The 22,869-nt window shown below is 42.3% G+C and carries 23 protein-coding genes; 8 read left to right on the forward strand and 15 right to left on the reverse strand.

Going from position 1 to position 22,869, the window contains the following annotated elements:
• Positions 1-93: 93 nt before the first annotated feature.
• The 10 genes from NFU46_RS15830 to NFU46_RS15875 form a co-directional block, all read right to left on the reverse strand.
• Positions 94-663 carry a hypothetical protein gene (locus NFU46_RS15830; RefSeq protein ID WP_251603112.1) on the reverse strand — a complete coding sequence of 190 codons (570 nt, stop codon included), beginning with the start codon at positions 661-663 and terminating at the stop codon, positions 94-96.
• Positions 614-976 carry a hypothetical protein gene (locus NFU46_RS15835; protein ID WP_251603115.1) on the reverse strand — a complete coding sequence of 121 codons (363 nt, stop codon included), beginning with the start codon at positions 974-976 and terminating at the stop codon, positions 614-616. The genes NFU46_RS15830 and NFU46_RS15835 overlap by 50 nt, the downstream gene beginning before the upstream one ends.
• 156 nt (positions 977-1,132) lie before the next feature.
• Positions 1,133-1,504 carry a hypothetical protein gene (locus NFU46_RS15840; protein ID WP_251603117.1) on the reverse strand — a complete coding sequence of 124 codons (372 nt, stop codon included), beginning with the start codon at positions 1,502-1,504 and terminating at the stop codon, positions 1,133-1,135.
• Between the two features lie 84 nt (positions 1,505-1,588).
• A complete protein-coding gene (locus NFU46_RS15845; protein WP_251603121.1) occupies positions 1,589-2,431 on the reverse strand; it encodes an amidohydrolase in 843 nt (280 codons plus the stop codon).
• Positions 2,428-3,153 carry an SDR family NAD(P)-dependent oxidoreductase gene (locus NFU46_RS15850; protein ID WP_251603124.1) on the reverse strand — a complete coding sequence of 242 codons (726 nt, stop codon included), beginning with the start codon at positions 3,151-3,153 and terminating at the stop codon, positions 2,428-2,430. The genes NFU46_RS15845 and NFU46_RS15850 overlap by 4 nt, the downstream gene beginning before the upstream one ends.
• Positions 3,154-3,162: 9 nt before the next feature.
• Positions 3,163-3,651: a peptidylprolyl isomerase gene (locus NFU46_RS15855; RefSeq protein WP_251603128.1), complete on the reverse strand. Its 489-nt coding sequence runs from the start codon at positions 3,649-3,651 to the stop codon at positions 3,163-3,165.
• A gap of 63 nt (positions 3,652-3,714) precedes the next feature.
• Positions 3,715-5,208 carry a LysM peptidoglycan-binding domain-containing protein gene (locus tag NFU46_RS15860; protein ID WP_251603131.1) on the reverse strand — a complete coding sequence of 498 codons (1,494 nt, stop codon included), beginning with the start codon at positions 5,206-5,208 and terminating at the stop codon, positions 3,715-3,717.
• A gap of 28 nt (positions 5,209-5,236) precedes the next feature.
• Complete coding sequence (locus tag NFU46_RS15865) at positions 5,237-6,223, reverse strand: MBL fold metallo-hydrolase (RefSeq protein WP_251603134.1); 987 nt, start codon at positions 6,221-6,223, stop codon at positions 5,237-5,239.
• Positions 6,224-6,291: 68 nt separating this feature from the next.
• Positions 6,292-6,579: a cell division protein ZapA gene (locus NFU46_RS15870; protein WP_054563511.1), complete on the reverse strand. Its 288-nt coding sequence runs from the start codon at positions 6,577-6,579 to the stop codon at positions 6,292-6,294.
• Complete coding sequence (locus NFU46_RS15875; protein WP_054563591.1) at positions 6,579-6,809, reverse strand: cell division protein ZapB; 231 nt, start codon at positions 6,807-6,809, stop codon at positions 6,579-6,581. The genes NFU46_RS15870 and NFU46_RS15875 overlap by 1 nt, the downstream gene beginning before the upstream one ends.
• 240 nt (positions 6,810-7,049) lie before the next feature.
• On the opposite strand from NFU46_RS15875, the gene NFU46_RS15880 reads away from it, so the two are divergent.
• On the forward strand, positions 7,050-7,889 hold the full coding sequence (locus NFU46_RS15880; protein WP_055020897.1) for a 23S rRNA (adenine(2030)-N(6))-methyltransferase RlmJ: 840 nt from the start codon (positions 7,050-7,052) through the stop codon (positions 7,887-7,889).
• Between the two features lie 56 nt (positions 7,890-7,945).
• Here NFU46_RS15880 and NFU46_RS15885 read toward each other — a convergent pair whose 3' ends face one another.
• A complete protein-coding gene (locus tag NFU46_RS15885; RefSeq protein WP_058583951.1) occupies positions 7,946-8,755 on the reverse strand; it encodes an META domain-containing protein in 810 nt (269 codons plus the stop codon).
• Positions 8,756-8,905: 150 nt separating this feature from the next.
• The gene (locus tag NFU46_RS15890) at positions 8,906-9,472 is read right to left on the reverse strand and encodes an alkylphosphonate utilization protein (RefSeq protein ID WP_058583950.1); all 567 of its coding nucleotides are present in this window, start codon (positions 9,470-9,472) and stop codon (positions 8,906-8,908) included.
• A 183-nt stretch (positions 9,473-9,655) separates the two neighbouring features.
• Between NFU46_RS15890 and NFU46_RS15895 the strand changes: the two genes are divergently transcribed.
• From NFU46_RS15895 to NFU46_RS15925, 7 genes are all read left to right on the forward strand, one after another.
• A complete protein-coding gene (locus NFU46_RS15895) occupies positions 9,656-10,933 on the forward strand; it encodes an EAL and HDOD domain-containing protein (protein WP_251603137.1) in 1,278 nt (425 codons plus the stop codon).
• Positions 10,934-10,987: 54 nt separating this feature from the next.
• Entirely contained in the window at positions 10,988-11,602 is a 615-nt protein-coding gene (locus tag NFU46_RS15900) for a paraquat-inducible protein A (protein ID WP_251603140.1), read from the forward strand.
• Between the two features lie 43 nt (positions 11,603-11,645).
• Complete coding sequence (locus NFU46_RS15905) at positions 11,646-11,999, forward strand: hypothetical protein (RefSeq protein ID WP_105175050.1); 354 nt, start codon at positions 11,646-11,648, stop codon at positions 11,997-11,999.
• Between the two features lie 104 nt (positions 12,000-12,103).
• The gene (locus NFU46_RS15910) at positions 12,104-13,426 is read left to right on the forward strand and encodes a TolC family protein (RefSeq protein ID WP_251603143.1); all 1,323 of its coding nucleotides are present in this window, start codon (positions 12,104-12,106) and stop codon (positions 13,424-13,426) included.
• A complete protein-coding gene (locus NFU46_RS15915; protein WP_251603145.1) occupies positions 13,419-14,876 on the forward strand; it encodes an efflux RND transporter periplasmic adaptor subunit in 1,458 nt (485 codons plus the stop codon). Before NFU46_RS15910 ends, NFU46_RS15915 begins: the two co-directional genes overlap by 8 nt.
• Positions 14,873-17,977 (forward strand): efflux RND transporter permease subunit, encoded by a 3,105-nt coding sequence (locus tag NFU46_RS15920; protein ID WP_251603148.1) that lies wholly within the window; start codon positions 14,873-14,875, stop codon positions 17,975-17,977. The genes NFU46_RS15915 and NFU46_RS15920 overlap by 4 nt, the downstream gene beginning before the upstream one ends.
• Before the next feature lie 142 nt (positions 17,978-18,119).
• The gene (locus NFU46_RS15925; RefSeq protein ID WP_054563522.1) at positions 18,120-18,575 is read left to right on the forward strand and encodes a hypothetical protein; all 456 of its coding nucleotides are present in this window, start codon (positions 18,120-18,122) and stop codon (positions 18,573-18,575) included.
• A gap of 21 nt (positions 18,576-18,596) precedes the next feature.
• Here the strand turns inward: NFU46_RS15925 and ppx are convergent, their stop codons facing one another.
• From ppx to NFU46_RS15940, 3 genes are all read right to left on the reverse strand, one after another.
• Positions 18,597-20,084, reverse strand: coding sequence for an exopolyphosphatase (gene ppx, locus NFU46_RS15930; RefSeq protein WP_054563523.1), 1,488 nt, complete (start codon positions 20,082-20,084; stop codon positions 18,597-18,599).
• Positions 20,077-22,158: a polyphosphate kinase 1 gene (gene ppk1 / locus NFU46_RS15935; RefSeq protein WP_251603151.1), complete on the reverse strand. Its 2,082-nt coding sequence runs from the start codon at positions 22,156-22,158 to the stop codon at positions 20,077-20,079. Before ppk1 ends, ppx begins: the two co-directional genes overlap by 8 nt.
• A 160-nt stretch (positions 22,159-22,318) precedes the next feature.
• Positions 22,319-22,825, reverse strand: a complete 507-nt coding sequence (locus NFU46_RS15940) for a glycine cleavage system protein R (protein ID WP_054563525.1) — start codon at positions 22,823-22,825, stop codon at positions 22,319-22,321.
• Positions 22,826-22,869: the final 44 nt, after the last annotated feature.

A 22,869-nucleotide genomic window follows, 5' to 3' on the forward strand; every position in this document is an offset into this window, starting at 1 on the left:
ATGGAGCAGGAATAAAGAAAGAACAAGTATAAACTGGCTATTTAATGTTGAATCAGCTCGTGAAAAACTTGAGAGGGCTTATGGTGCCCTCAACTAGTCAGAACTTGTGTGATGAAGTACTAGAGGGTTAAGATCGCCAGCTCTTTTGGCAATTAGGCGAAAATTTATCTCATAATTAGCTTTTTGGTCTAACTGCCCCGAAATCGCTCTATTCGGACTGCTAGCTAATGATTTTGCAAGCTCTTTTGACAAGGCCTGGTGAGGCAATATGTTTGAGATAGTGACTATCAACGACTTCCCTGAATTGGCGACAATACTGTTGAGCTGGTAGTTAAAGTTGTCTTTTGCATCAGAAAAGTAACTGCCATTTTCGGCGAATGTCCAATCAGACTCCTTTGCAAGTTCGAAGTAAAGGTTCAAACTGCCGCCTGTAATAAGATCTTTGTAATTAACTTTAATTTCTTCTGCGCTAGCTCCAGATTGAGAAGTAAGTTCCCATTGGGCATGGTCGTTGGGGATAACATAAAAGCTGAGATCGTTCATGATATAAAGTCCTGTTTCTAAATAGAAGAGCTGCTTATTTAATTTATAAGCAGCTATAAATATAGGTTGTTTAACAAGAACCCCAAATTGTACCGCTCCATAGCGGGCTATTATTTGCATATACCGTGGCTTTAATGCCATTAAATGGTGGAACACCAAAGCGGAAGCCACAGGTTTGCATACACACTTTAACCGATGTGCCGCTTGGGATTGGTAAGCTTACTGAAAAGCAGATGTTACCGACTACCGGAAAATTAACGCAAATTTTGCCATTTTCATAACTTGCACCGACACACGCTGAAATCTGTGCCGCTAAAGTTGATGGATGAAACTCTAGAGGTTGATTAGGAGCCGCTTCATTCGTAGCTAAACTAATAGAATGGTCTTGAGTAAGATCTGGCACTAAGCTATTGCTTTTATCATTGTCACACATAGTAAGATTCTCCTTGCTTGATTTTTAAAGTGGCAACAAGCAAAGAAACCACTAAATAGGTCATTTGCTTTTGCCTGTTTGTGCAAGGAAAAGGATAGGGGGATCTGTTTTAGTTTGTTATTACAGACTATTACATGCTTACTTTTAGCTTTTTAATCAAGGTATTGGCTTACATTTTACCAAGGGAAGAGGCTCGGTAGCTTTACTATCTAAATGGCGCACAAAGCACATTTGATTTTTGATCAGCAGCTCAAAACGTTCTGGCATATTAGGGTATGAGCCGCTGGGTAGTTGCCCTTGAATATCACTTTCATTCAAGGTTTCAATAACAAGTATGCTGGTTTTGATAAACGCATCTTCAGAAATGTGAACTGGTTTACTGTGCATTAGCCTTGCAATGCCAAGTGCTATTAGCTCACTTTGCGGTTCAGTTAGCCGTGCATGTTGTAGTTTTGGAGTGGGTTCTTGCTTAGAGCTGCAGCCAAATAAAACACTAAATAGCAAGAGGCCGGTAATAGAGACTTTCATTAATACTCCTGAGCAAGCAAACAGGTTTTTGACTTGATTCTTGTTCGTTTTACAAGCTTTAACCTATTTGAATATAGCTAGTTTTTAAGCAATTAGATAGATTTCGCGGGCGTTTTTATAGCTTAGTTTATGCCATAAACTCGACTGCGAGCACAATGAGTGATAGTGCTGCCAGCAGTTTGTGTAACTGGTATTTATTTGGCAAACAGGGAAGTTACTGGCAAACATCACGCGATGCTCACCAAAGTACTTAACTAAATTATTAACCAGCCAAAGGTGTTTGTTTACAGCTATTTGCGTGAATTCTAACCCTGAGAACTTTATCGCGATATTATCGCAGCGGCTGAGTTTAATGATTGCTTCAAGCCATCTTTGCTCATTACTAATAAAGCCTAAATGATTAATTACCACACGTAATGACGGCAGTACGGTGCAATATTTAATAAGCTGCTCGGTTACCTGCATGTTTTCAATTTCAAACTGTGCTTCAAAGTGTAAGTTTTCGCTTGCGAGCATGGCTAGGTTATCTTGGCAGTGAGGAATTAATAAGCGCTTTGCTTCATCACCTTCGGTTATATCGCGAATACCAACCAAAGATGAGTGCTTTAACTCATTGAGTGACGCTTCAAAGTGTTTGCTAGATGCGTCAATCGCGCTGTAGCTGATTGCGCGATAGGGAATGTCATTTAAATGCGTTGCAAGCCAATTAAGCTCATTCACTGGCGCTTGGTTATCAAAGCCAGCTTCAATATGCACCAGCGCTTCTAGTTGAAATGGGCAAGCGGCTTTAAGCTCTGAAGCAGTAATTTGTTTTTTTATTTTATCTAGGTTTGGCCAAGCGGGGGGATTGTTACCTTGTAGCCAAGTGTATTGACCCTCAGTGAGGTTAAAAAAGTGCACATGTGGGTCAATAATTTTGTCGCTCATTGCGTGGTGTATCCACCATCAATGCTTTGTAAGCTGCCAGTAATAAAGCTTGCTTCTGGGCTTATTAAAAAATTCACCAAAGCAGCAATTTCTTCTGGTTGCCCTAAACGGCCTAGCGGCTGCAGCGCGGCTTCTTCAGCAACAATTTCTGCTTTATCGGCACCACTGCGCTGACAATATGCATCAATCGCATTATGAAACAGTGGTGTTTCTATCGTACCCGGACAAACCGCATTAGCACGAATGTTAAACGCGGCATAATCCAGTGCTGTCGTTTTTGCCATTGAAGCTAGCGCATGCTTGGTGAGGTTATAAGCAAACGAGTTTGGTTTGCCAATGATTGCCTGATCAGAGGCAACCAACACAATACTGCCGCCTTGCAGGCTTTTCATGCTAGGTAATACAGCTTGAATTGCAGCATAGGCACCTTTCACATTGAGCGCAAACAGGGCATCAAACATTGCTTCATCGGTATTTTCGATGCTGGCACTTAAATGACGACCCGCATTAGAGATTAAGGCATCAACGCGGCCCGTCTCGGCAATAATTTCGGCAATAACTGACTTCACTTGCTGAGTATCACTAACGTCACAGTGGCGATAGTTGCCCTCAGACGGGGTGATATCTAAGTTATATACTGTGTAGTCTTCACGTTTTAAACGCTCAACAATAGCTTTGCCAATACCTTTACTGCCACCAGTGACAATTGCAACGTTTGTCATCATTTACCCTTAGTGGCTGTGGCCACAACCGCCTTCACCGTGCACGTGGCCGTGTGATAATTCTTCGGCTGTTGCTTGGCGAACATTAATCACTTCAACATCAAACGTTAGTGTTTTACCAGCAAATGGGTGGTTTAAGTCACAATCGGCATTGAAACGGCCCACTTTAACGATAGTCACTTGGTGACGACCTTGGTTTGAATGAACGATTGCAGTCATACCTGGCTTCCACACTTTTGTGTTGCCTTGTAAATGCTTAAGTGGAATACGTTGAATAAGGTTATCAACGCGCTCGCCGTAAGATTCGCTAGGCTCAAGTGTTACGCTAAAGCTATCGCCAGCCGATTTACCTTCAAGGGCTTTTTCAAGACCAGGAAGCATGCCTTCAGTGCCATGGATATATGAAAGTGGCTCGCCATCTTTACTTGATTCGATTTGCTCGCCTGCTTCACTAAGTGTGTAGTGAAACTCAACCGCTGCGTCTTTACTGATCTGCATGTTATTTCTCTTTAGAATTTAAATATAAGCGCTGATTTTACGCTAACCACAAAGAGTGAGCAATCAAGGCTTTTTCAACGAGCTTTCAATGCCTGACAACATGGCTTCGCTGGCTGGTACTTGCGGCTCAGCGGGTTTTGCTTGCGGTAGGTGCAATGTCAAAATGGTGCCTGGTTTTAAAATGCTGCTGGCACTGAGTTTATTCCATGTTGCAACGTCTTTATGAGGCACGTCGTATAGCTGGCTGATACTCCAAATTGAATCACCTGGTTTGACTAGGTAATCAACCGCAATGGTTGCGATAACTTCCTCGTGCTGTTCAAGGTAAGGGCTAATATTGTAATCAACCATAAGTGATTCCGGCATGGTTTGGGGCTGTGATAAGCGCAATTGTTCACCGACTTTAATCAGGTTACTTGTTTTGCTATTAAGCGCTTTCAGATCCTTCACAGACATATTAAAGCGTCTGGCAATGCCATAAAGGGTGTCGTCTTTTTGCACTATATACTCACCGGCAAAGTTGTTGCGAAACAGCTTACTTTGCAGCAGGGTGCGGCGCTCCATAGGTAAAAGCAGAGTATGTGGACCATTTGGCGAGCTTTGGTTTTTTAAATATCCTGGGTTTAATTTGTGGAGCTGGTTATGGCCCACACCAGATAAATTAGCTATCACCGAAAAATCAAATTGCTGGCCAACATCAAATTCTGTGGTGAGTGCTTTATTCGCTAATTTAGGGCGTTTTAAGCCTTGCTCAGGATGCTTTAGTAAATAGCTAAGCGCCAAAAGCTTAGGAATATATTCAGCGGTTTCTTTTGGTAGTGATAATGACCAATAGTCAGTTTTCTTGCCAAGCTTTTTATTTTTTTCGATAGCTTTTTTAACGCGTCCTTCACCACTGTTATATGCAGCAAGGGCATGCAGCCAGTCACCATCAAAGCGTTTATGTAAGTAACTTAAATAAGCTAAAGCGGCATCGGTTGAAGCGAGTATGTCTTGGCGGCCGTCATACCATTGGTCGCTTTGCACACCGAAATGATAAGCCGTTGCGCCGACTAACTGCCAAACACCAACTGCTTGCTCTGAAGAGCGTATTGTTGGTCTAAAATCACTTTCAACAAAGGGTAATAGGGCCAGCTCCATCGGCAGCTTCTGTTGCTCGATACGTGTGACGATATGATACAAATAAGGTGCCGCACGTTTATTTACTTTAATCAGATAATTGGGTTGTTTTAAATACCATTTTACTCGTGCAGATGTATATTTATTGGTTTGAAATACCAGCGTTAAATTGTTGGCGATATGCTGCCACAGATCTTTCGAGCGAGGATTGGGTAACGGCGTGTCTTTGGCAGGCAATGGCACAGCCTTGGAGGGCGCTTCAACGACAGTTGAATCGACAAATTCGCTAGTTGCTTGTTCAGACGTTAAGTTGGGCTCATAATGGCTAAAAACCTTTGGCCTTTCTTGCTCATCTGTTTCTTGCTGAGTTAGTTGGCATCCTTGTATTCCAATAACTAAGCTCAGCCAAAGTAAATATCTCAAACTTACTCGAGCCATATAATAAAATCCTTTTACTATTTTAGCTCTATTTTGACAACTTGCTCTGTTTAAGTCCAGCTTCTAGAAACATAGAAAACGCTCTTTCGCCCACTTCATCAAGTTGGTATTGCTGTTTTACCTCTGCAGGAAAAAGCGGGATTAATTCATTAACTGACTTATCTGGCGAGGAATTTGTCATCTCTTGAATGGTTGTTAAAAACCTTAAAGGGAGCGCCAGTTCAGCAGGTGTTAGCGGCTTACCATGACCCGGTAAAATAGTTGTCAGTGTGGTATTTTTTTGGATACCTTGCAGCGCGGTTATCCAGTTAGAAAACGTACCATGCCCTGGGTAGGGTAAGCTGTCGAGTATATCGCCACCTAACAGCACGCGACCTTGATCTGCACTTAAAGTAAGATCGCCCTTAGTGTGCGCTTGATACGGTGTAATAACGATGGGGTAGTTACCAAGGTTTAGCTTTGTTGATTCAGTAATGCTAATTGCCGGTGGGTTTAAGGTGAGCTCTCGCCAGCGAAATAAGCGTTTTTTAGCAAGCTCTAGTTTGTCGCGCCAAATAGCTTGTTGATCTTCAGGTTGATTGGCAAGGCGTTGATAGCTCAATTCAATACTTTTTTCATAACCATCTAACTTATCTGTCAATGCTTGCTGCATTGCTGAAAACTCAGTCGCTACTTGCTGATGCACAATAAGCTTAGCTTCAGGGAACTTAGCCTGTAAAACGGCCAAACCTAGCAGATGATCATCATGATAATGGCTCGCTACTAAATAACATAATGGTGTTTTTAAGCGTTCTTTTAGCTGCACTGCGAGCTTTTCTACTTCGGCAAAGTTACCACTGGCATCAAACATTAATGCGCATTCTTTACCCTCTAATAGCACTTGATTCGAATCGTAAAAACGCAGTTTATTTTGTTGTTGTAGAAATTGGATTTCGGGAGTGATGCTATGCCAGCTAACGCTTGCTTGGGCGCTATAGCTTACGAAAAGACAGATCAAAAAAGCACAAAATCGCATAGTGTTTCGCTCTGATAGTGGTTAGTACAATTGATTGTAAACAAAAAAAGCGCAGGATGCGCTTTTTTCTAAATACTAAGGTGCTGGCTGAGCTTATCTATTAAGCTGTCATGTTGTTGCTCTTGTTCTGCTTGTTGCGATTTAACTTCAAGCAATTCATGACTTAAATGTAATGCTGCCATCAGCAACGCTTTTTGGTCATTGCGAACCGATGAGCGTTGTTTCATTTGCTCCACTAAGTCATTTAAATTTTGTGCAGCAGCAACTAGGGCGTGCTCTTGCCCAGGTGGGCAAGAGAACTCATGTTCTTTACCTAGTAGCTCTACGGTGACCCGCTGACTTTGTGGGCCGCTCATTAGCTAGCCTGTTGAACGCTTTGTAATTTCTCAAGCAGGCCAGTTAGTGTGCTGCTTGTGTCTTTTTGTTTCTCTTCGTTTTCTAGTACTTCTAGTTGCAGAGTTTCGTTCTCATCTAAAAGCTTAGAGTTTTGCTCTTGTAAGCTTTTAACTTCGCTTTCAAGTTCACTGTTGCGAAGAATTAACTTGTCGATCAGTTGTTCGAGTTGGGAAAGAGTTTCGTTATTCATAAATGCGCTCATAAAACTGTGATTATTGTCATGCAAATGTAAAGGAAAGTGTCTTGATATGCCAGCATTTACGGCCGTTTTAGAGGATTTTTATTTATTATTAAGGTGTAATTCAGCGTAGCGGCTTTTTTATTCATTTATGATTCACCAAAGCGGCAGATGCTAGGATCATTTTCTGTTTATCATGTACAATATGGCTATTCATTTTTAATGCAGATTTGCATTTGGCGATTTATAAATATGCTTAGTTATCGACACTCTTTTCATGCAGGTAACCCTGCTGATGTGCTAAAACACCTTGTTCTAGCTGAAGTTCTTAAATACCAAACAATTAAAGACAAACCACTTGATTATGTGGACACCCACTCAGGTGCTGGCTTTTTTGAACTTGCAGGCAGTGATGCACAAAAAACACAAGAGTATTTAGATGGGATTGCTAAGCTTTGGCAGCATAACAGTGAACACAATGCACTTAATGAGTACATTGAGCTGATTAAATCATTTAACTCAAATGGTAATTTAGATTTTTACCCCGGTTCGCCAAAAATTGCAGAGCACTTTTTACGTCGCCAAGATAACGGTTGGTTCTTTGAGTTGCATCCACGTGACTTAGAGTTACTGCAAGACAACATGAAAGGTAAGCGTTCTATTCGCGTACGTGGTGAAAACGGCTTTCAAGGCTTAATTGGTTTATTACCACCAGCATCACGTCGAGCTTGTGTGCTTATTGACCCTCCATACGAAATTAAAAACGATTACGATACGGTTGTTAACACTCTTGTTAAGGCGCATAAACGCTTTGCAACTGGAACGTACATGATTTGGTATCCGGTTGTAGATCGTGAGCGAATTGACAGAATGGAAGCGGGTTTAATCGCATCGGGTATGCGTAACATTCAGCTTTTCGAGCTTGCAACAGAGGCAGACACCGACGTTCACGGTATGACAGCATCGGGTATGATAGTGATCAATCCGCCATGGAAACTAAAGCAAACAATGGATGCGGTATTACCAGAGCTTGTTTCATTACTAAGCGATAGCAGTGGTTTTTATCGCAGTGAACAGTTAGTTGAAGAATAATTTCTGCAATACAAAAACGCCCAGCAATTGCTGGGCGTTTTTTTATTTAACTGGTGTTAATTCATATAAGTCGCTGCGAAGGTCGCAAGTGGCTCATCACTATCATCTAACAAGGTTAACTGTTCACCATTGATAGAGTACTTAGCTGTTGCCGCAAGCGCTGCAGACATGGCCGCTTCAATATCCATTTGTGATACACACATTTTTTTGGTGCTTGCTAATGGGTTGAATGTAAGCGTCTGCTCGTTAACCTCGTAACTACCTGAGAAGTTATTACATCCTAAGTGACCATTGGTTGAACCATCGTCTTTAAACTGTACGAAAGGTTCTTTATTTTCAACGGTGATAGCCTCACCGCTGATTGTAACTGCTTTCCAATACGTATTGGTCAATGTCACGTCTGGCTTTTTCGCTGATACTTTTGTCACTGTCACCTTGTACACATCACCAGAGGCATCTTCGGCAAATGGATTATTATGAGTGGTGCTGATGTAAAGTAATTTACCTTGATTCTCAATGCGTGCACTCACGCTGTAGCGGTGACGGTCAGCAATTTTGCTTTCGTCATACTCAAGTGCCACGTTGTATGGTGGTGCACCATTTAATTCAATTTCTTGTTCGCTGATAACCTCTGCTTTGGCATCCATTTTTGATACATCAGCAAGTTGTACTTTTAATACTGAACCCGGTGGCAGCATGCTGCGGTCTAAATAAATAACCTGAGTATTGAGGGTTTTCATTGTTGATTGCTCAGCTTGTGGTGCGGCAGAGTCTTCACCACAACCTGTTAATACTAAGCTGCTCCCTAAGATCATTAAACTGCATAGAGAAGCGCGTTTGAAAGATGAGATGGTATCCGAAGCCATGATTGTTTCCTTGCGTTTTAGGGTTATGCGTCTTTGTAATTGAATAAGCATAAAGTTCGCTGACTTAATCATAGCTTAATTAACAAAAAATGGGCACTAGGCCCATTTTCTTAATTACGGATTCGCTTTAAAAAGCAAATTTAGTGCTCGTTATTTTTTCACGTATTTGGTTAGAATAACAATGCGTTGACCATCAACACGGCCTTCAATATGTTCTGGGTTGCTCGTTAAGCCAATGTTTCTTACTGCTGTGCCACGCTTGGCAACAAGGCTGCTGCCTTTCACATCAAGATCTTTAATAAGTGTCACAGTGTCACCCGCTTGAAGTACAACACCATTACTGTCGATGTGCTTAATATCGTCATCTTCAGCTAGGGCTGTTTGCGCCCATTTTAACGTGTCTTCTTCAAGATAAATCATATCTAGTGCATCTTGTGCCCAGCCGTTATCAGCAGCTAAGCGCTTTAACATGCGATAAGCCACAACTTGTACAGCAGGAGTTTGACTCCACATGCTGTCATTCAAGCAGTGCCAGTGGTTTGCAGTCAAATCAGCATTGTTTTCGATTTGATCTTTACAAGTTTGGCAAACATAAATGCATTTATCAGAATGAGCCTCTGTAACAGGCGGCACTTCGTATACAGACAGGTTATCTGTAGCGGCACAAAGTTCACATTGGTTATTACTGCGTTCGATTAGGGCTTGTTCAATGCTCATAGGAGGCTCTTTTTAGTTAACAAGGTAAGAAAAACAGAGCGCATTATAGCAAAAGCAGGTCCAAAGCGGAATATCCCTAGTCATTGTAGGGGTATGAATATAATGATTTAGCAAGGCAAACATCTTTCACTATACTTACAACAATAGTAATGTGGAGTTAGCCGCATCTAAGAGAGAAGTAGAATGTCAGAATTAAGTATGGAAGGTAACAAAAGTCAGAGCGTGACTCAGTATATAGCCCGGCAGCCAATATTTAATGCTGATAAAAGTTTGTATGCTTACGAATTATTGTATAGAGAATCGAGCGATAATGTCTTTCCAGTAGGCACAAGTGATGGCCAAGCAACGGGGCGACTGTTTTTTAATGCGTTAATGTTGATGGGACTCGAGAAGCTAACAGGCTTTCAACCTGCGTTTATCAACCTATCGACCGACGCTATTTTGGATGACTTCCCTAAGTTGCTGCAACCACGCAGTGCAGTTATCGAAATAGTAGAGCGGGCTACTAGCATTCCCAAAGTTGTGAACCGCGTTAAGCAATTAAAACAAGAAGGCTATTTGTTCGCGCTTGATGATTATGATGGCACTGAGAAATGGCAAGATATTTTGCCTTTGATGGATTTTATTAAGCTTGAAGTCACACAGCCGATTATCAAAACCAACATGATGATCAAAAAGCTCAAACGCAGCTTCCCCGGAACTACTATCATAGTGGAGCGCATTGAAACTTATGAAGACTTTAAGCAACTAAAAGCGGCTGGTTGCGACCTGTTTCAAGGCTACTTTTTTGCCAAGCCAGAGCTTTTAAGTTTTGGTAATGTTGAACCATCAAAAGTTGCCGTGCTTGAATTACTTAACTGTACTGCGCAAACAGATTTAAATTTTGACGCAATTCAACAACGGGTTGCTAAAGATATAGGCCTTACAGCACGCATTTTAAAATTAGTTAATGCGCGGATCAGCAATAGTCAGCAAACAATTCGTTCGATTTCACAAGCGGTTATTTACCTTGGTGAAGACGCGATTAGACAATTTGTACGGGTATTAGCGCTGAGCGAGTTAGGCAATGATAAACCGCAAGAGCTAACTAAACTTGGTTTAACAAGAGCTAAATTTATTGCGCTGATGCTTGAACCTGGTGGTAAAGACCTAGCTGAGCAAGGTTATTTAGTTGGCTTACTCTCTGTTTTAGATGCAATTTTAGATATGGAGCTTGATATCATTGCCAAAGAGTTTTCACTGGGTAGTGAGCTTTCGAGCGCATTGTTAAACTTTAATGGCATGCAAGGTGCGAGCTTACAACTTGTTAAGGCGATGGAAGAAGAGCAATGGCAAACTGCTCATGAGCTGCTAATGATGATCCGCCCTGCGTCAAAGATGGATGTGGTTTTTCAAGCTATGTACGATGCCCGTGCTTATGCCGATGAAGTGTTCGCAAGCTTATCATCGGTTACAGACTAAAAGCGCAGAGTTCGTTATGATGCGGGCTCTGAGTATTAAAAAGGTTTGTAACTAATGCGTGTTGTTTTTCCAGTACTGGCTATTTTAATTGCCTTGGCGTTACTAATTCCTGGTGTAACCCAGCCTGTGCTCACCCTAGAAGGAAAAATCGATAAATCTAAGCTTGCCAAAACAGGTATTGAAATGATTGCCGATGAAGGCGATCGCAATACCCGTAGCGTGTTAATGATGGCTTCAAGCATGTTGGGGCTTGATAAGCTTGAAGGTGAAATAGATGCCTACAAAAAAACACGCAGCATTTGGGGCACCGTGAATGAGCTTACCAATAACAAAAACTACCTTGTTGCCGCGCTTGTTGCAGTGTTCTCGATTGTTATTCCCACTTTAAAACTCCTGATGCAATTGCTTTATTGTTTTTTACCTGCGAATAGATTTAAGCATTTGCTCGGTCAACTCATACAGGGCCTAAGTAAATGGAGCATGGTCGATGTGTTCGTGATTGCATTGATCGTGGCCTATTTAGCAGGTAATGCCGATGGGCAAATGGGCGAGCTAATCAAAATGCATGCCGAATTAGGTGATGGTTTTTGGTATTTTACTGGTTATTGCCTGTTTGCTATTGCTGCCAGCAGTAGCATAAAAATAGATAAACCCTTGTCGAGCGCGTAAATTTCGGGCTACAATTTGGGCAATTAATTTCTAAGGTATGATGATGACGCGACTTTCAAGCTACTTATTGATAGCTATGATGCTGCTCACTTTTGTGGGTCAGTCAGTTGCGTCTGTTGCTATGGTATGTGATATGCCACATGCCAGCATGCAAATGGATCATCATGCTAATATGAATGCTGACAGCGACATGAGTGATATGGATTGTTGCCATGAAGATGCAATGGATAACAGCGATTGTGCGTGTCCGTTCAATGCCTGTACAGCTCACTCACTCCTGCCGTTAAATGATTTAGTTGTTAAATCAATTAAGCAATCAGAAAAAGTCACAGTGTTAGGCGCCAGCCAGCTGAGTTTCCGCGTCAGTTCTTTATATCGTCCACCTATTACTGCTTAAGCAGGATAGGTCTGTCTAAAATTCAGTAAAACGCTGAAATACACCTCATTCTGCAACCAAAATCTATTGTTTTTTAACCATTTTTAAGATTTTTGGAGCATGTGATGATTCACAGCAAATTGATTAAGGCGCTTTCTCTAGGCGCAGTATTGATAACCTCAAGTTTAGTGAAAGCAGAGCCATTGGCGCTCAATCAGGTGATTGATTATGCATTGACTCACGAGCCTTGGTTACAGGCAAATAAATACCAGCAACAGGCGATAGAAGCGCAAAGCATTGCGGCAGGTACCTTGCCAGATCCAGTGTTAACCGTTGGACTCATGAACTTACCAACCGATGGCTTTGCCTTTGACCAAGAGGGTATGACGCAATTCAAAGTGGGCTTGTCACAACAATTTAGCCGAGGTGATAGTCTTGCCTTACAGCAACAAGCTTTAAAGCAATCGGCTGAACAATACCCTTGGCTTAGAGCAGACCGCCAAGCACAGGTTAAAGCCATTGTTAGCGAAGCATGGCTAAATGCCTATCGCGCACAAAAAAGCATTCAACTGATCAGCCAAGATAAAGCCTTATTTAATCAGCTTATTGATATTACAGAGGCAAGCTATGCCAATACACTTGGTGCGACTCGCCAGCAGGATATTATTCGCGCCCAGCTAGAGCTGACTCGGCTTGAAGATAAGCTGGTGATGTTAGAGCAACAGTTTGATAGTGCCAAAAAACGACTAGCACAATGGCTACCTATTGAAATGCTAAACGGTGCAGTGAGCGATGAAAATACCAAGGTGGCTGCACTAATGCCTTATCAAGAGCTTGCGCCATCGGGGGTGACTGAAGTGCTGATGAATCACCCGGCAATTATCGCTATTGATCATGCTATGCGTGCCAAAAACACCCAAGTGCAAGTGGCTAAAGAGGCGTATAAGCCGCAATTTGGTATGAACCTAGGCTATGGCTATCGTGATGATACCCCGATGGGTGACTCTCGCGCTGACTTATTCTCTATAGGAGTAAGTGTTGATTTACCGCTGTTTACTGATAATCGTCAAGATCAACAAGTCAATGCGGCAATAGCTAATGCCGAGGCGGTAAAAACCAACAAACTTATTACCCTACAAAAACTGCAAGGTCAGTATTTTAAAGAGCTTAGCCAACTAAGCCGACTTGCTCAGCGCAAAGCGCTATATCAACAGCAGCTTTTACCGCAAATGGCGGAGCAAGCCGAAGCAACTTTAAATGCTTACACCAACGATGATGGTGACTTTTCAGAAGTGATGCGTGCACGCATCAGCGAACTTAACGCAAAAATTGATGCATTGAATATCGAAATAGACAAACAAATAACCCTCGCTCGCCTTAACTATTACGCAGCAGCAAAAGATAACCAAATAAATGCAGCACAAAGCCAAGGAGCTAGCAATGAATAACACAGTGAAATTAGTTATCGCCTTGGCGGTAGGTGCGGCATTGGCAACGGCTGTAAATAAACTAGCTGAGCCAGATCATGAAGCTATGCCAAGCGCTGAGAAAAAGCCCTTATATTGGGTGGCGCCAATGGACAGTAATTACCGCCGTGATGAACCGGGTTTATCACCAATGGGTATGGAATTAGTCCCCGTTTATGAGGAGCAAAGTAGCGCTGAAGACAGCCCAGGTACTGTGAGAATCTCACCAGCAGTCGTTAATAACTTAGGGGTAAGAACAGCGCCCGTACGCTTTAAATCATTACAAACGACCGTTGATACGGTTGGTTATGTGCAATACGACCAAGACCAACTCGTGCACATTCACCCTCGTGTCGAAGGTTGGATAGAAACCTTATATGTAAAAGCCGCAGGTGACCAAGTTAAGCAAGGCGAGCCACTTTATACCTTGTATTCTCCACAGCTAGTGAATGCACAAGAAGAGCTATTGCTTGCCCTTAAACGTAATAATGCGGTGCTAATACGTGCAGCAAAAGCACGCTTAGCCTCACTGAATGTTTCTGACGATTTTATTGCCCGATTAGAGCAAAGCCAAAAGGTCAGACAAAACATTACCTTTTATGCCAAGCAAAGTGGCGTATTGGATGAGTTAAATATCCGCGAAGGTTTCTTTGTGAAACCGGGCACAACCATGATGAGTATTGCTCACCTAGAAGAAGTGTGGGTTGAGGCTGAAGTTTTTGAGCGTCAAGCAGGGCTTATTCATAAAGGCTTGCCAGTTACTATGAACTTAGATTACTTACCGGGCAAACGCTGGCAAGGCAAGGTCGATTATATTTACCCAACCCTTGATGAGAAAAACCGTACCCTGCGCGTGCGCTTACGTTTTGCCAACCAAGATGGCTTATTAAAACCGAATATGTTTGCTGAAGTGAGCATTACTACGAAGCCAACTGAGCCGCAATTAGTGATAGCTAAAGAAGCGGTGATCCGCACAGGTAGCCAAGACCGTGTCGTCATTGATTTAGGTGAAGGTCGCTTTAAATCAGTCGCTGTGACGCTAGGCCGTAGTGATAATCATGATGTCGAAATTTTATCAGGCTTATTGAAAGACGATAACGTAGTGGTTTCAGCGCAGTTCTTAATAGATTCCGAATCAAGTAAGAGTTCTGACTTTATGCGTATGCAAGAACCTGATAGTGACAGCGCAATGGTCAATGGCGTGATCAACAGCATTGACCGCGAAGCCAGAACGGCCGTGATCAGTCGTGAGGCTATCCCTAAGTGGGGACGCGAGGCTGCAACCATGGAGTTTCATTTTTCGCCGCGTATCGATATGTCTAGTTTACAAAGCGATGATGAAGTGCATTTTACCTTTAAGTTGGTAGACGGTGAGTTTGTGATTTTTGACATCATGACCATGAGCCACCCTATGCAAGGAGAAATGCAATGATAGCTGCCGTGATCCGTTGGTCAGTCGGTAATCGCTTCTTTGTATTACTGCTGTCTTTAATGTTGGCGGGCTTTGGGGTTTTTTCTTTAAAGAATACCCCAGTTGATGCCTTGCCTGATTTATCTGATGTACAGGTTATTGTAAAAACGTCTTACCCAGGACAAGCGCCTCAAGTGGTGCAAGACCAAGTAACGTTTCCTATCACCACAGCCATGTTGTCGGTGCCGGGAGCTGAAACGGTAAGGGGCTTTTCGTTTTTTGGTGACTCTTATGTATACGTTATTTTTAATGAAGACACCGACCTTTATTGGGCTCGTAGTCGGGTGCAAGAGTATTTGAGTCAAGTAAGTGCTCGCTTACCTGACTCAGCAAGGCCTGAACTTGGCCCTGATGCAACTGGGGTGGGTTGGATTTACTTGTATGCGCTTGTGGATAAAACCGGTAAGCACGATATTAGCCAGCTACGAAGCTTGCAAGATTGGTTTTTAAAGTTTGAGCTGCAAACGGTGCCGGGCGTATCAGAGGTAGCGTCTGTAGGCGGTATGGTTAAGCAGTATCAGGTGAATGTCGACCCAGATAAATTGCGTGCTTATGGTATTCCGCTAAGTTTAATTCAAACAGCAATTAAGCAAGGTAACCAAGAGCGTGGCGCTTCAGTGGTCGAAATGGCAGAAGCCGAATACATGGTATCGAGCACAGGTTATATTAAAAGTGTCGCAGATTTAGAAGCCATTCCGCTGGGTACTAATGCCAATGGCACGCCACTGCAATTACGTGATGTGGCTGATATAAAACTTGGGCCGCAAATGCGCCGTGGTATTGCCGAACTAAACGGCGAGGGTGAAGTAACCGGTGGGGTGGTAGTGATGCGCTTTGGAGAAAACGCCGAAGCAACCATAAAACTAGTGAAAGAAAAGCTAGAGTCGCTCAAAAAAGGCCTGCCAGAGGGGGTTGAAATCATCCCTGTGTACGACCGCTCAAACCTTATTACCCAAGCGCTTGATAATTTAAGCTCAAAGTTAATTGAAGAGTTAATCGTCGTGGCCTTAGTGTGTGTAGTGTTTTTATTCCATATACGCTCATCGATCGTAGCCATTATCACGTTGCCAATGGGTATTTTAACGGCTTTTGTGGTTATGTATTGGCAAGGTATAAACGCTAATATCATGTCGCTTGGTGGGATAGCGATTGCTATTGGTGCAATGACAGATGGTGCTATCGTGATGATAGAAAATATGCATAAGCATATGGAGAAAACCCCACTGACCGATGAAAACCGTTGGCAAGTAGTGATGGACTCAGCCGCAGAAGTCGGGCCCGCGTTATTCTTTAGTTTATTAATTATTACCGTCAGCTTTATGCCAGTGTTTATTCTTGAAGCACAAGAAGGGCGCATGTTCTCGCCACTGGCTTATACAAAAACCTATGCAATGGCGGCCTCGGCTGGTTTAGCGATTACACTGGTGCCGGTATTAATGGGCTACTTTATTCGCGGTAAGGTTATTTCGGAGCAGAAAAACCCTGTAAACCGCTTATTAGTGGCAGCCTATAAACCCTTGTTAAATGCAGTATTAAAAGCACCGAAAACAACATTGGTACTGGCCTTTGTGTTGGCTGTTATCGGCTTTTATCCGGTTAATAAAATTGGTAGTGAGTTTATTCCTCCTCTTGATGAGGGCGACTTAATGTATATGCCAACTACTTACCCAGGTATTTCAATTGGTAAGGCCCGTGAAATCTTACAGCAGACCGATAAGCTAATTGCCAGTGTGCCAGAAGTTGAGTCGGTATTTGGTAAGGTTGGCCGTGCAGACACTGCCACAGATCCTGCGCCGCTCACCATGATCGAAACCTTTATTCAGTTAAAGCCAAAGTCACAGTGGCGAGAGGGTATGACAACCGAGAAACTGAAAAAAGAGCTCGATAATCTGGTTAAGTTCCCAGGGCTTACCAATGCGTGGGTTATGCCAATCAAAACCCGAATCGACATGCTTGCCACTGGGATTAAAACGCCTGTGGGGATCAAAGTAGCAGGGCCAAAGCTGAGCGAAATTCAAAAAATCGGTGAGCAAATTGAAGTCATCTTAAAAGATTTACCGGGCACGGCTTCGGTTTATTCAGAGCGCGTTGCTGGTGGTCGTTACATCAAAGTCGATATTAACCGTGAGAAGGCTGCGCGTTACGGTTTAAACATTGCTGATGTACAACAGGTTGTTGCTACTGCTATCGGTGGTATGAATGTGACCGAAACTGTTGAAGGGCAAGAGCGTTACCCAGTTAACTTGCGTTACCCACAAGATTATCGCGACTCGCCAGAAGAGCTTAAGTTGTTACCGATAGTGACACCAAACGGACAGCGTATCGCATTGGCCGATGTAGCTCATGTCTTTATCGAAGATGGCCCGCCGGGTATTAAAAGTGAAAATGCCCGCATTAATGGCTGGAGCTTAATCGACATTGAAGGCAGTGATATCGGCAGTTATGTTGAGTGTGCGCAACAAGCGCTGCATGAGCAACTTGAGCTACCTGCTGGTTACTCAATTACGTGGGCGGGGCAATATGAATATATGGAGCGCGCAAAAGCCAAACTCAGTTATGTATTGCCACTCACCTTGGCAATCATTGTGGTGCTGTTATACCTCAATTTTAGAAGCTTTATTGAGGTGGCAATGATCATGCTGACCTTACCGCTTGCTATGATAGGCGGTATTTGGCTGATGTACCTTGAAGGCTTTAACTTCTCGGTTGCTGTTGGGGTTGGTTTTATTGCCCTAGCTGGGGTTGCTGTGGAAATTGGCGTAATTATGCTGGTTTATCTCAACCAAGCTTATCAAGATACCAAAGCGCAATCAGCACAGTTCACGGTTACAGAGCTGCGCCAAGCAATCATCAATGGTGCGGGCCTTCGGGTTAGGCCCGTGATGATGACAGTTGCTACCATTATCATTGGTCTACTGCCAGTACTTTATGGTACTGGAACGGGCAGTGAGGTGATGAGCAGAATAGCCGCGCCTATGGTCGGCGGGATGCTCAGTGCCATAGTTTTAACACTACTTGTGTTACCTGCGCTTTATTTTATATGGCGTAAACGCCATCTATAAATTTTACAGTCAGTGTGTAACTTGTACGCTTTTACTTGCTGCAAGTTACACACTTTATTTTTAAGGGGCTGAAAATTAATGAGTTTATTGCTGGTGTGATTTATGCAAAGTCATATTAAATTGATTTTGATAAGGAATGCACATGCAAGTTAAAACAATACAACAAGTTTATGATTGGACCGTGTTATTTCATACTCAAATGGCAGCCAATTTCCACAGTGTTAAAGACTTACTGGACGAGCATAATCAAATGCTGGTGGACTATTATCTGCAATATGAGAAGAAACTAGCAGAAGATCTCGTTGGCTTTAAAGCCATTACAGAAATAAACACGCTTGATACCTATTGCTATGAGTATTTTGCTGAAAACCCAGAGCTAATTACTTTTAACGATATCAGCACAGATCAGCAAATTGATGAAAAGGCGATTCAGGTTTACTTAACCACGCAACACCAAAAAGTAATCGACTTATACGAGTACTTGGTATCGCGAGCTGATACAGAGCAAAGTAAAGAAAAGCTCGAACGTTTACTTGAGCTTGAACATCAAGGCCTTAAGCAAATGATGCAAAGCTCTAACCGCCATATGGATATGTAATCGATTAATCTATTAATCAGCTTAATGAAAATCGAGTAAGAAGCCGACTTTTTTAAGGTATTTTTGCTCTTGCTGTAAGTCAGCTAAAAGCAAGGTATGTTCTTTAAGCCACTTATTGTGAAACTTTAAGAACATACTATTTTGCTTGGCTGTTACCTCAAGTTTAAAACCTTGATCGGTAATACGCTTTTGGTTCAATAGTACCGCTAAGCGCAAAATCACAATAAGCTGCAATATTTCATAATGCTGCATGGTATGCAGTGCAGGAAACTCTTCTAAACGAATTTTTTTACGATAAAAACGGATCATGCAACTAAGCAAGGTTTGTTGTTGCTGCGTAAAGCCAGGCAACTGACTATTCGCAACGATATACGCACTGTGCTTATGTATACCTGATGAATTAACCCCTAAGCCAATTTCATGCAGCTGCGCGGCCCAATCCAGCAAGTTGATGTAGTCAGGATCGGTAAGTTGCCATGCCTCTTTTACTTGTTCAAACAGCCACTTTGCAGTTGTCGAGACGCGGTTAGCATGCTCTTTATCTATGGCGTTACGCTCAGATAGGTTCGCTATGGTATTAGTGCGAATATCTTTGTGGGCGAGCTTTTGCTGCATTTCATGTAGCAGGCCTTCACGAAGTGAAAAGTCGCTGTATTGCAACGCTTCGATTTTAAACAGCCTAAAGATCGCAATTAAAATAGCTAAACCACCACAAATACTCACTTGCCGCTCAGGTGTAAGACCTTCAATTTGTAGCGCTTTTATTTGTTTAGCTGCAATAAACTGAGTTTTTAGTTCTAATAATCGCTCTAATGTAATCAGCTCTTGCTCGGCATCGTTAGCATTGATCATGGCAAGGATAGATTTAATAGTGCCTGATGTTCCCACCACAGATTGCCAGCCAGCCGATAAGTAATTGGCAAAAATCACTTCAAGTTCTTGCTCTGCGCGAACTTCAGCTTTGGCAAAGCGCTTAGCAGTGATTTGTCCATCTGCAAAAAACTGCTTGGTGTAACTAACACAGCCCATATTGCGGCTAGTAAGTAGCTTGTGCTTAAAGTGTTTGCCAATGATGAGTTCGGTACTGCCGCCGCCGATATCAATGACTAAGCGGTTTTCATCGTGATGAATGTAATGGGCAACACCTTGATAAATTAAACGCGCTTCCTCCTGCCCCGATATTACTTCAATTGGGTAAGGAAACACTTTACTTGCTTGGGTTAAGAACGAATGAATATTTTTAGCGCGGCGTAATGTGTAAGTGGCGGCCACTTTAACATTCTCTAAGGGGAAGTCCTGCAAGGTAGTAGCAAACTGCTTAAGAATCGCCAGCGCGCGTTCGATTGCTTCTTGGCTTAAATGATTTTTATCATCTAAACCGTCAGCTAAGTAAACGCGCTGTTTTTCTTTGTGTAAGATTTGCAAAGAGCCATCGACCTCTCTTGCCACCACTAAATGAAAACTATTTGAGCCTAAATCAACGGCAGCAATTGAGGGATAATCATTCATTATTATAGTTACTTTCCCATTTCTTAAGGTGGTCATAAATGGCAATTTGCGAGCGAATTTTCTTACGATTGCCGCGGCGCACATAGCTGTTTTTTTGTTCGCTATCGATTATGCGTGCTTTTGTTCTATCTTTAAACTGTAGCTCAAGAATATCAATAATAAGCTGTTTTAATTTTTCATCATAAATCGGTGCGGCTACTTCAACACGGTGATCAAGATTTCGGGTCATCCAGTCTGCCGATGAAATATAAACCTTTTCGTCGCCATTATTATGAAACACCATCACCCGAGGGTGCTCTAAAAAGCGGTCAACGATACTAATAATGCGAATATTTTCGTTAACGGCAGAAGGCACTAACGAGCACATGCCACGCACAATAATGCGAATTTTCACACCGCGTCTTGCGGCAAAGTAGAGGTGATCAACCAGCTCTTTATCAACAAGGTTATTTATTTTTAGCGTAATTCGGCCAGCCTTACCATGTTCTACATTTGTTATTTCAGCATCAATTAGCGACATAATAGTTTGTCGTGCGTTGACTGGCGAAATCATCAAATGATCAAATTGAAATGGTTTATAGCTACTTTCGATAAACTTAAACACACTATCGCACTCTTCACTAATGCCCTCAAACTTGGTGAATAAGCTAAAGTCAGTGTAGATTTTGGCGGTTTTTTCGTGGAAGTTACCCGTGCCTATATGGGCATATTTCACTATGTTGTTCTTTTCTTTACGGTGAATAACACATAATTTACTGTGAACTTTCAACGCAGGAATACCAAAGATCACTTTAACACCAGCATTGCTTAGGGTTTTTGCCCATTCAATATTGTTTTGTTCATCAAAGCGCGCTTTCAGCTCAACCATAACGGTTACGTGTTTGCCATTTTTGGCGGCATTAATAAGCGTAGAGACAAGTCGAGACTGACTCGCAACGCGATAAATATTGACCTTAATTTGGGTTACATCTGGGTCAAACGCCGCTTGGCGTACAAACTCAAGTAAGTGGTTAAAGGTGTGGTAGGGGTAATACAGTAAAATATCTTGCTCTGAAATGGCATCAAACACACTTGAGTGATTGTTAAAAGCCTTACTTTGTAATGCAGGCAGTGGTTTGTTTTCTAAATACTGACGGCCAACATTCGGAAACGCAATGAAATCGCGGAAATTACGGTAACGGCCGCCGGGGATCAACGCATCATGTTGGCTTATATTAAGGCGCTTTTTCATTACTTTAAGCATCTCAGCTGGCATGCTCTCGTCATAAACAAGGCGCACAGGCTCAGCAGAAATACGTTGTTTTAGACCTTTTGACATTTTATCGAGCAAGCCTTCTTCAAGCTCGTCATCTAAGTTGTATTCGGCATCACGGGTGAGTTTGATGGCATAACATTGAATATCATCAAAGCTAAAAAAGCTGCTAAATACATCGCGAATAAAGTAGGCGATGATGTCATCAAGCATCACAATGGTTTTGTGACGGCGTGTTTTCTCTGGTGGCAAAATAACAAAACGAGATACGCGGTCGGTTGGTACTTCCATCATGGCATAATGACTTTTTTGGTTGGTCATCTCGACAAACAAATAGGTCATGGTGTCGTTGATTTGATCTGAGTAGTCTTTCTTTTCAGAGAGTAAAATCGGCAATATGTGTTGCAGCACATTGTCGTGGAAGAATTTTTTCAGCCAACTCAAGTGAAATTCAGATAGCTCCTCAGGTAACTCAACGTGAATATTGTGCTCGTTTAAGTCATTTAAAATGTCTTTATGAATTTGGTTAAACTTTTTACCAAGCTGCAGCACCTTACTTTGGATCTGATGAAGTAGTATTTCGTCTTCTTCAAAGTTCGCATCAGGAATTTTATTAAGTAATATTCGGCGTTTTACATCAGCAACACGGACACGGAAAAACTCATCCATGTTGTTTGAGTAAATACCTAAAAAGCGCATGCGCTCAATAATCGGGTTAGATTTATCTTTAGCTTCTTGCAGCACGCGTTCATTAAAAGACAGCCAACTTAGCTCTTTGGCAAAGTAGTTAACGGCTTGAGAAGAAGAATGTGATGCGTTCATCTGGTTTTCCAACGTTTATAGCTAGTTAGAATATAGAGGATGCAGATGACGTTTATATGACGTATTTATCACTTTTATGACATACATGTCAGTTATGTGACATGTATGTCGTTAATTTTAAAGCTTAGTTTAAGTTTAAATATCCCTATAAACTTGCTTGTTATGCGTCCTCAATATCAACAATTAAGTCTGTGGTAATAGACTCGAGTGCCGTGATTACTTCGTCCTTGTTCATGCCTATTGGCAAAGCGACGGTGGCAACAGCACTAAAAATTGGCACACCCCAGTTAGGTGCACTTTGTTGTTTCGAATTTAGGTGAGTGATATTCGCCCCTTTGTGACGAATAACGCTGGCAAGCTCTTGCACAATGCCAGGTCTGTCGTTGCCAGTAATGACAAAATTGATTTGTTCAGATTTTTCTTCTGAAAGTGTTTCGGCGCCGCGTTCAATTCTGATTTCTAAATACGGCAAACTATGCAATGCGTCTTGCAGCTCTTGCAGGTGCTCTTCAGGCACTGCTGCCTCAATGATCCCTGCAAAGTGACCTGCAAGGTGGCTCAAATTACTGCTTAACCAGTTACCATGATGGTTTAAAATTGTGGCTGAAAGGTCTTCAACTAGGCCAGGTTTATCTGGCCCCAAAATAGTAATTACTAACTGCTTCATACTTATATCTCTATAAAAATGCCTCTGAAAAATGCAATAAAAGG

Origin of the sequence: Pseudoalteromonas sp. NCCP-2140, from assembly GCF_023708065.1 — a bacterium.
GTDB lineage: Bacteria > Pseudomonadota > Gammaproteobacteria > Enterobacterales > Alteromonadaceae > Pseudoalteromonas.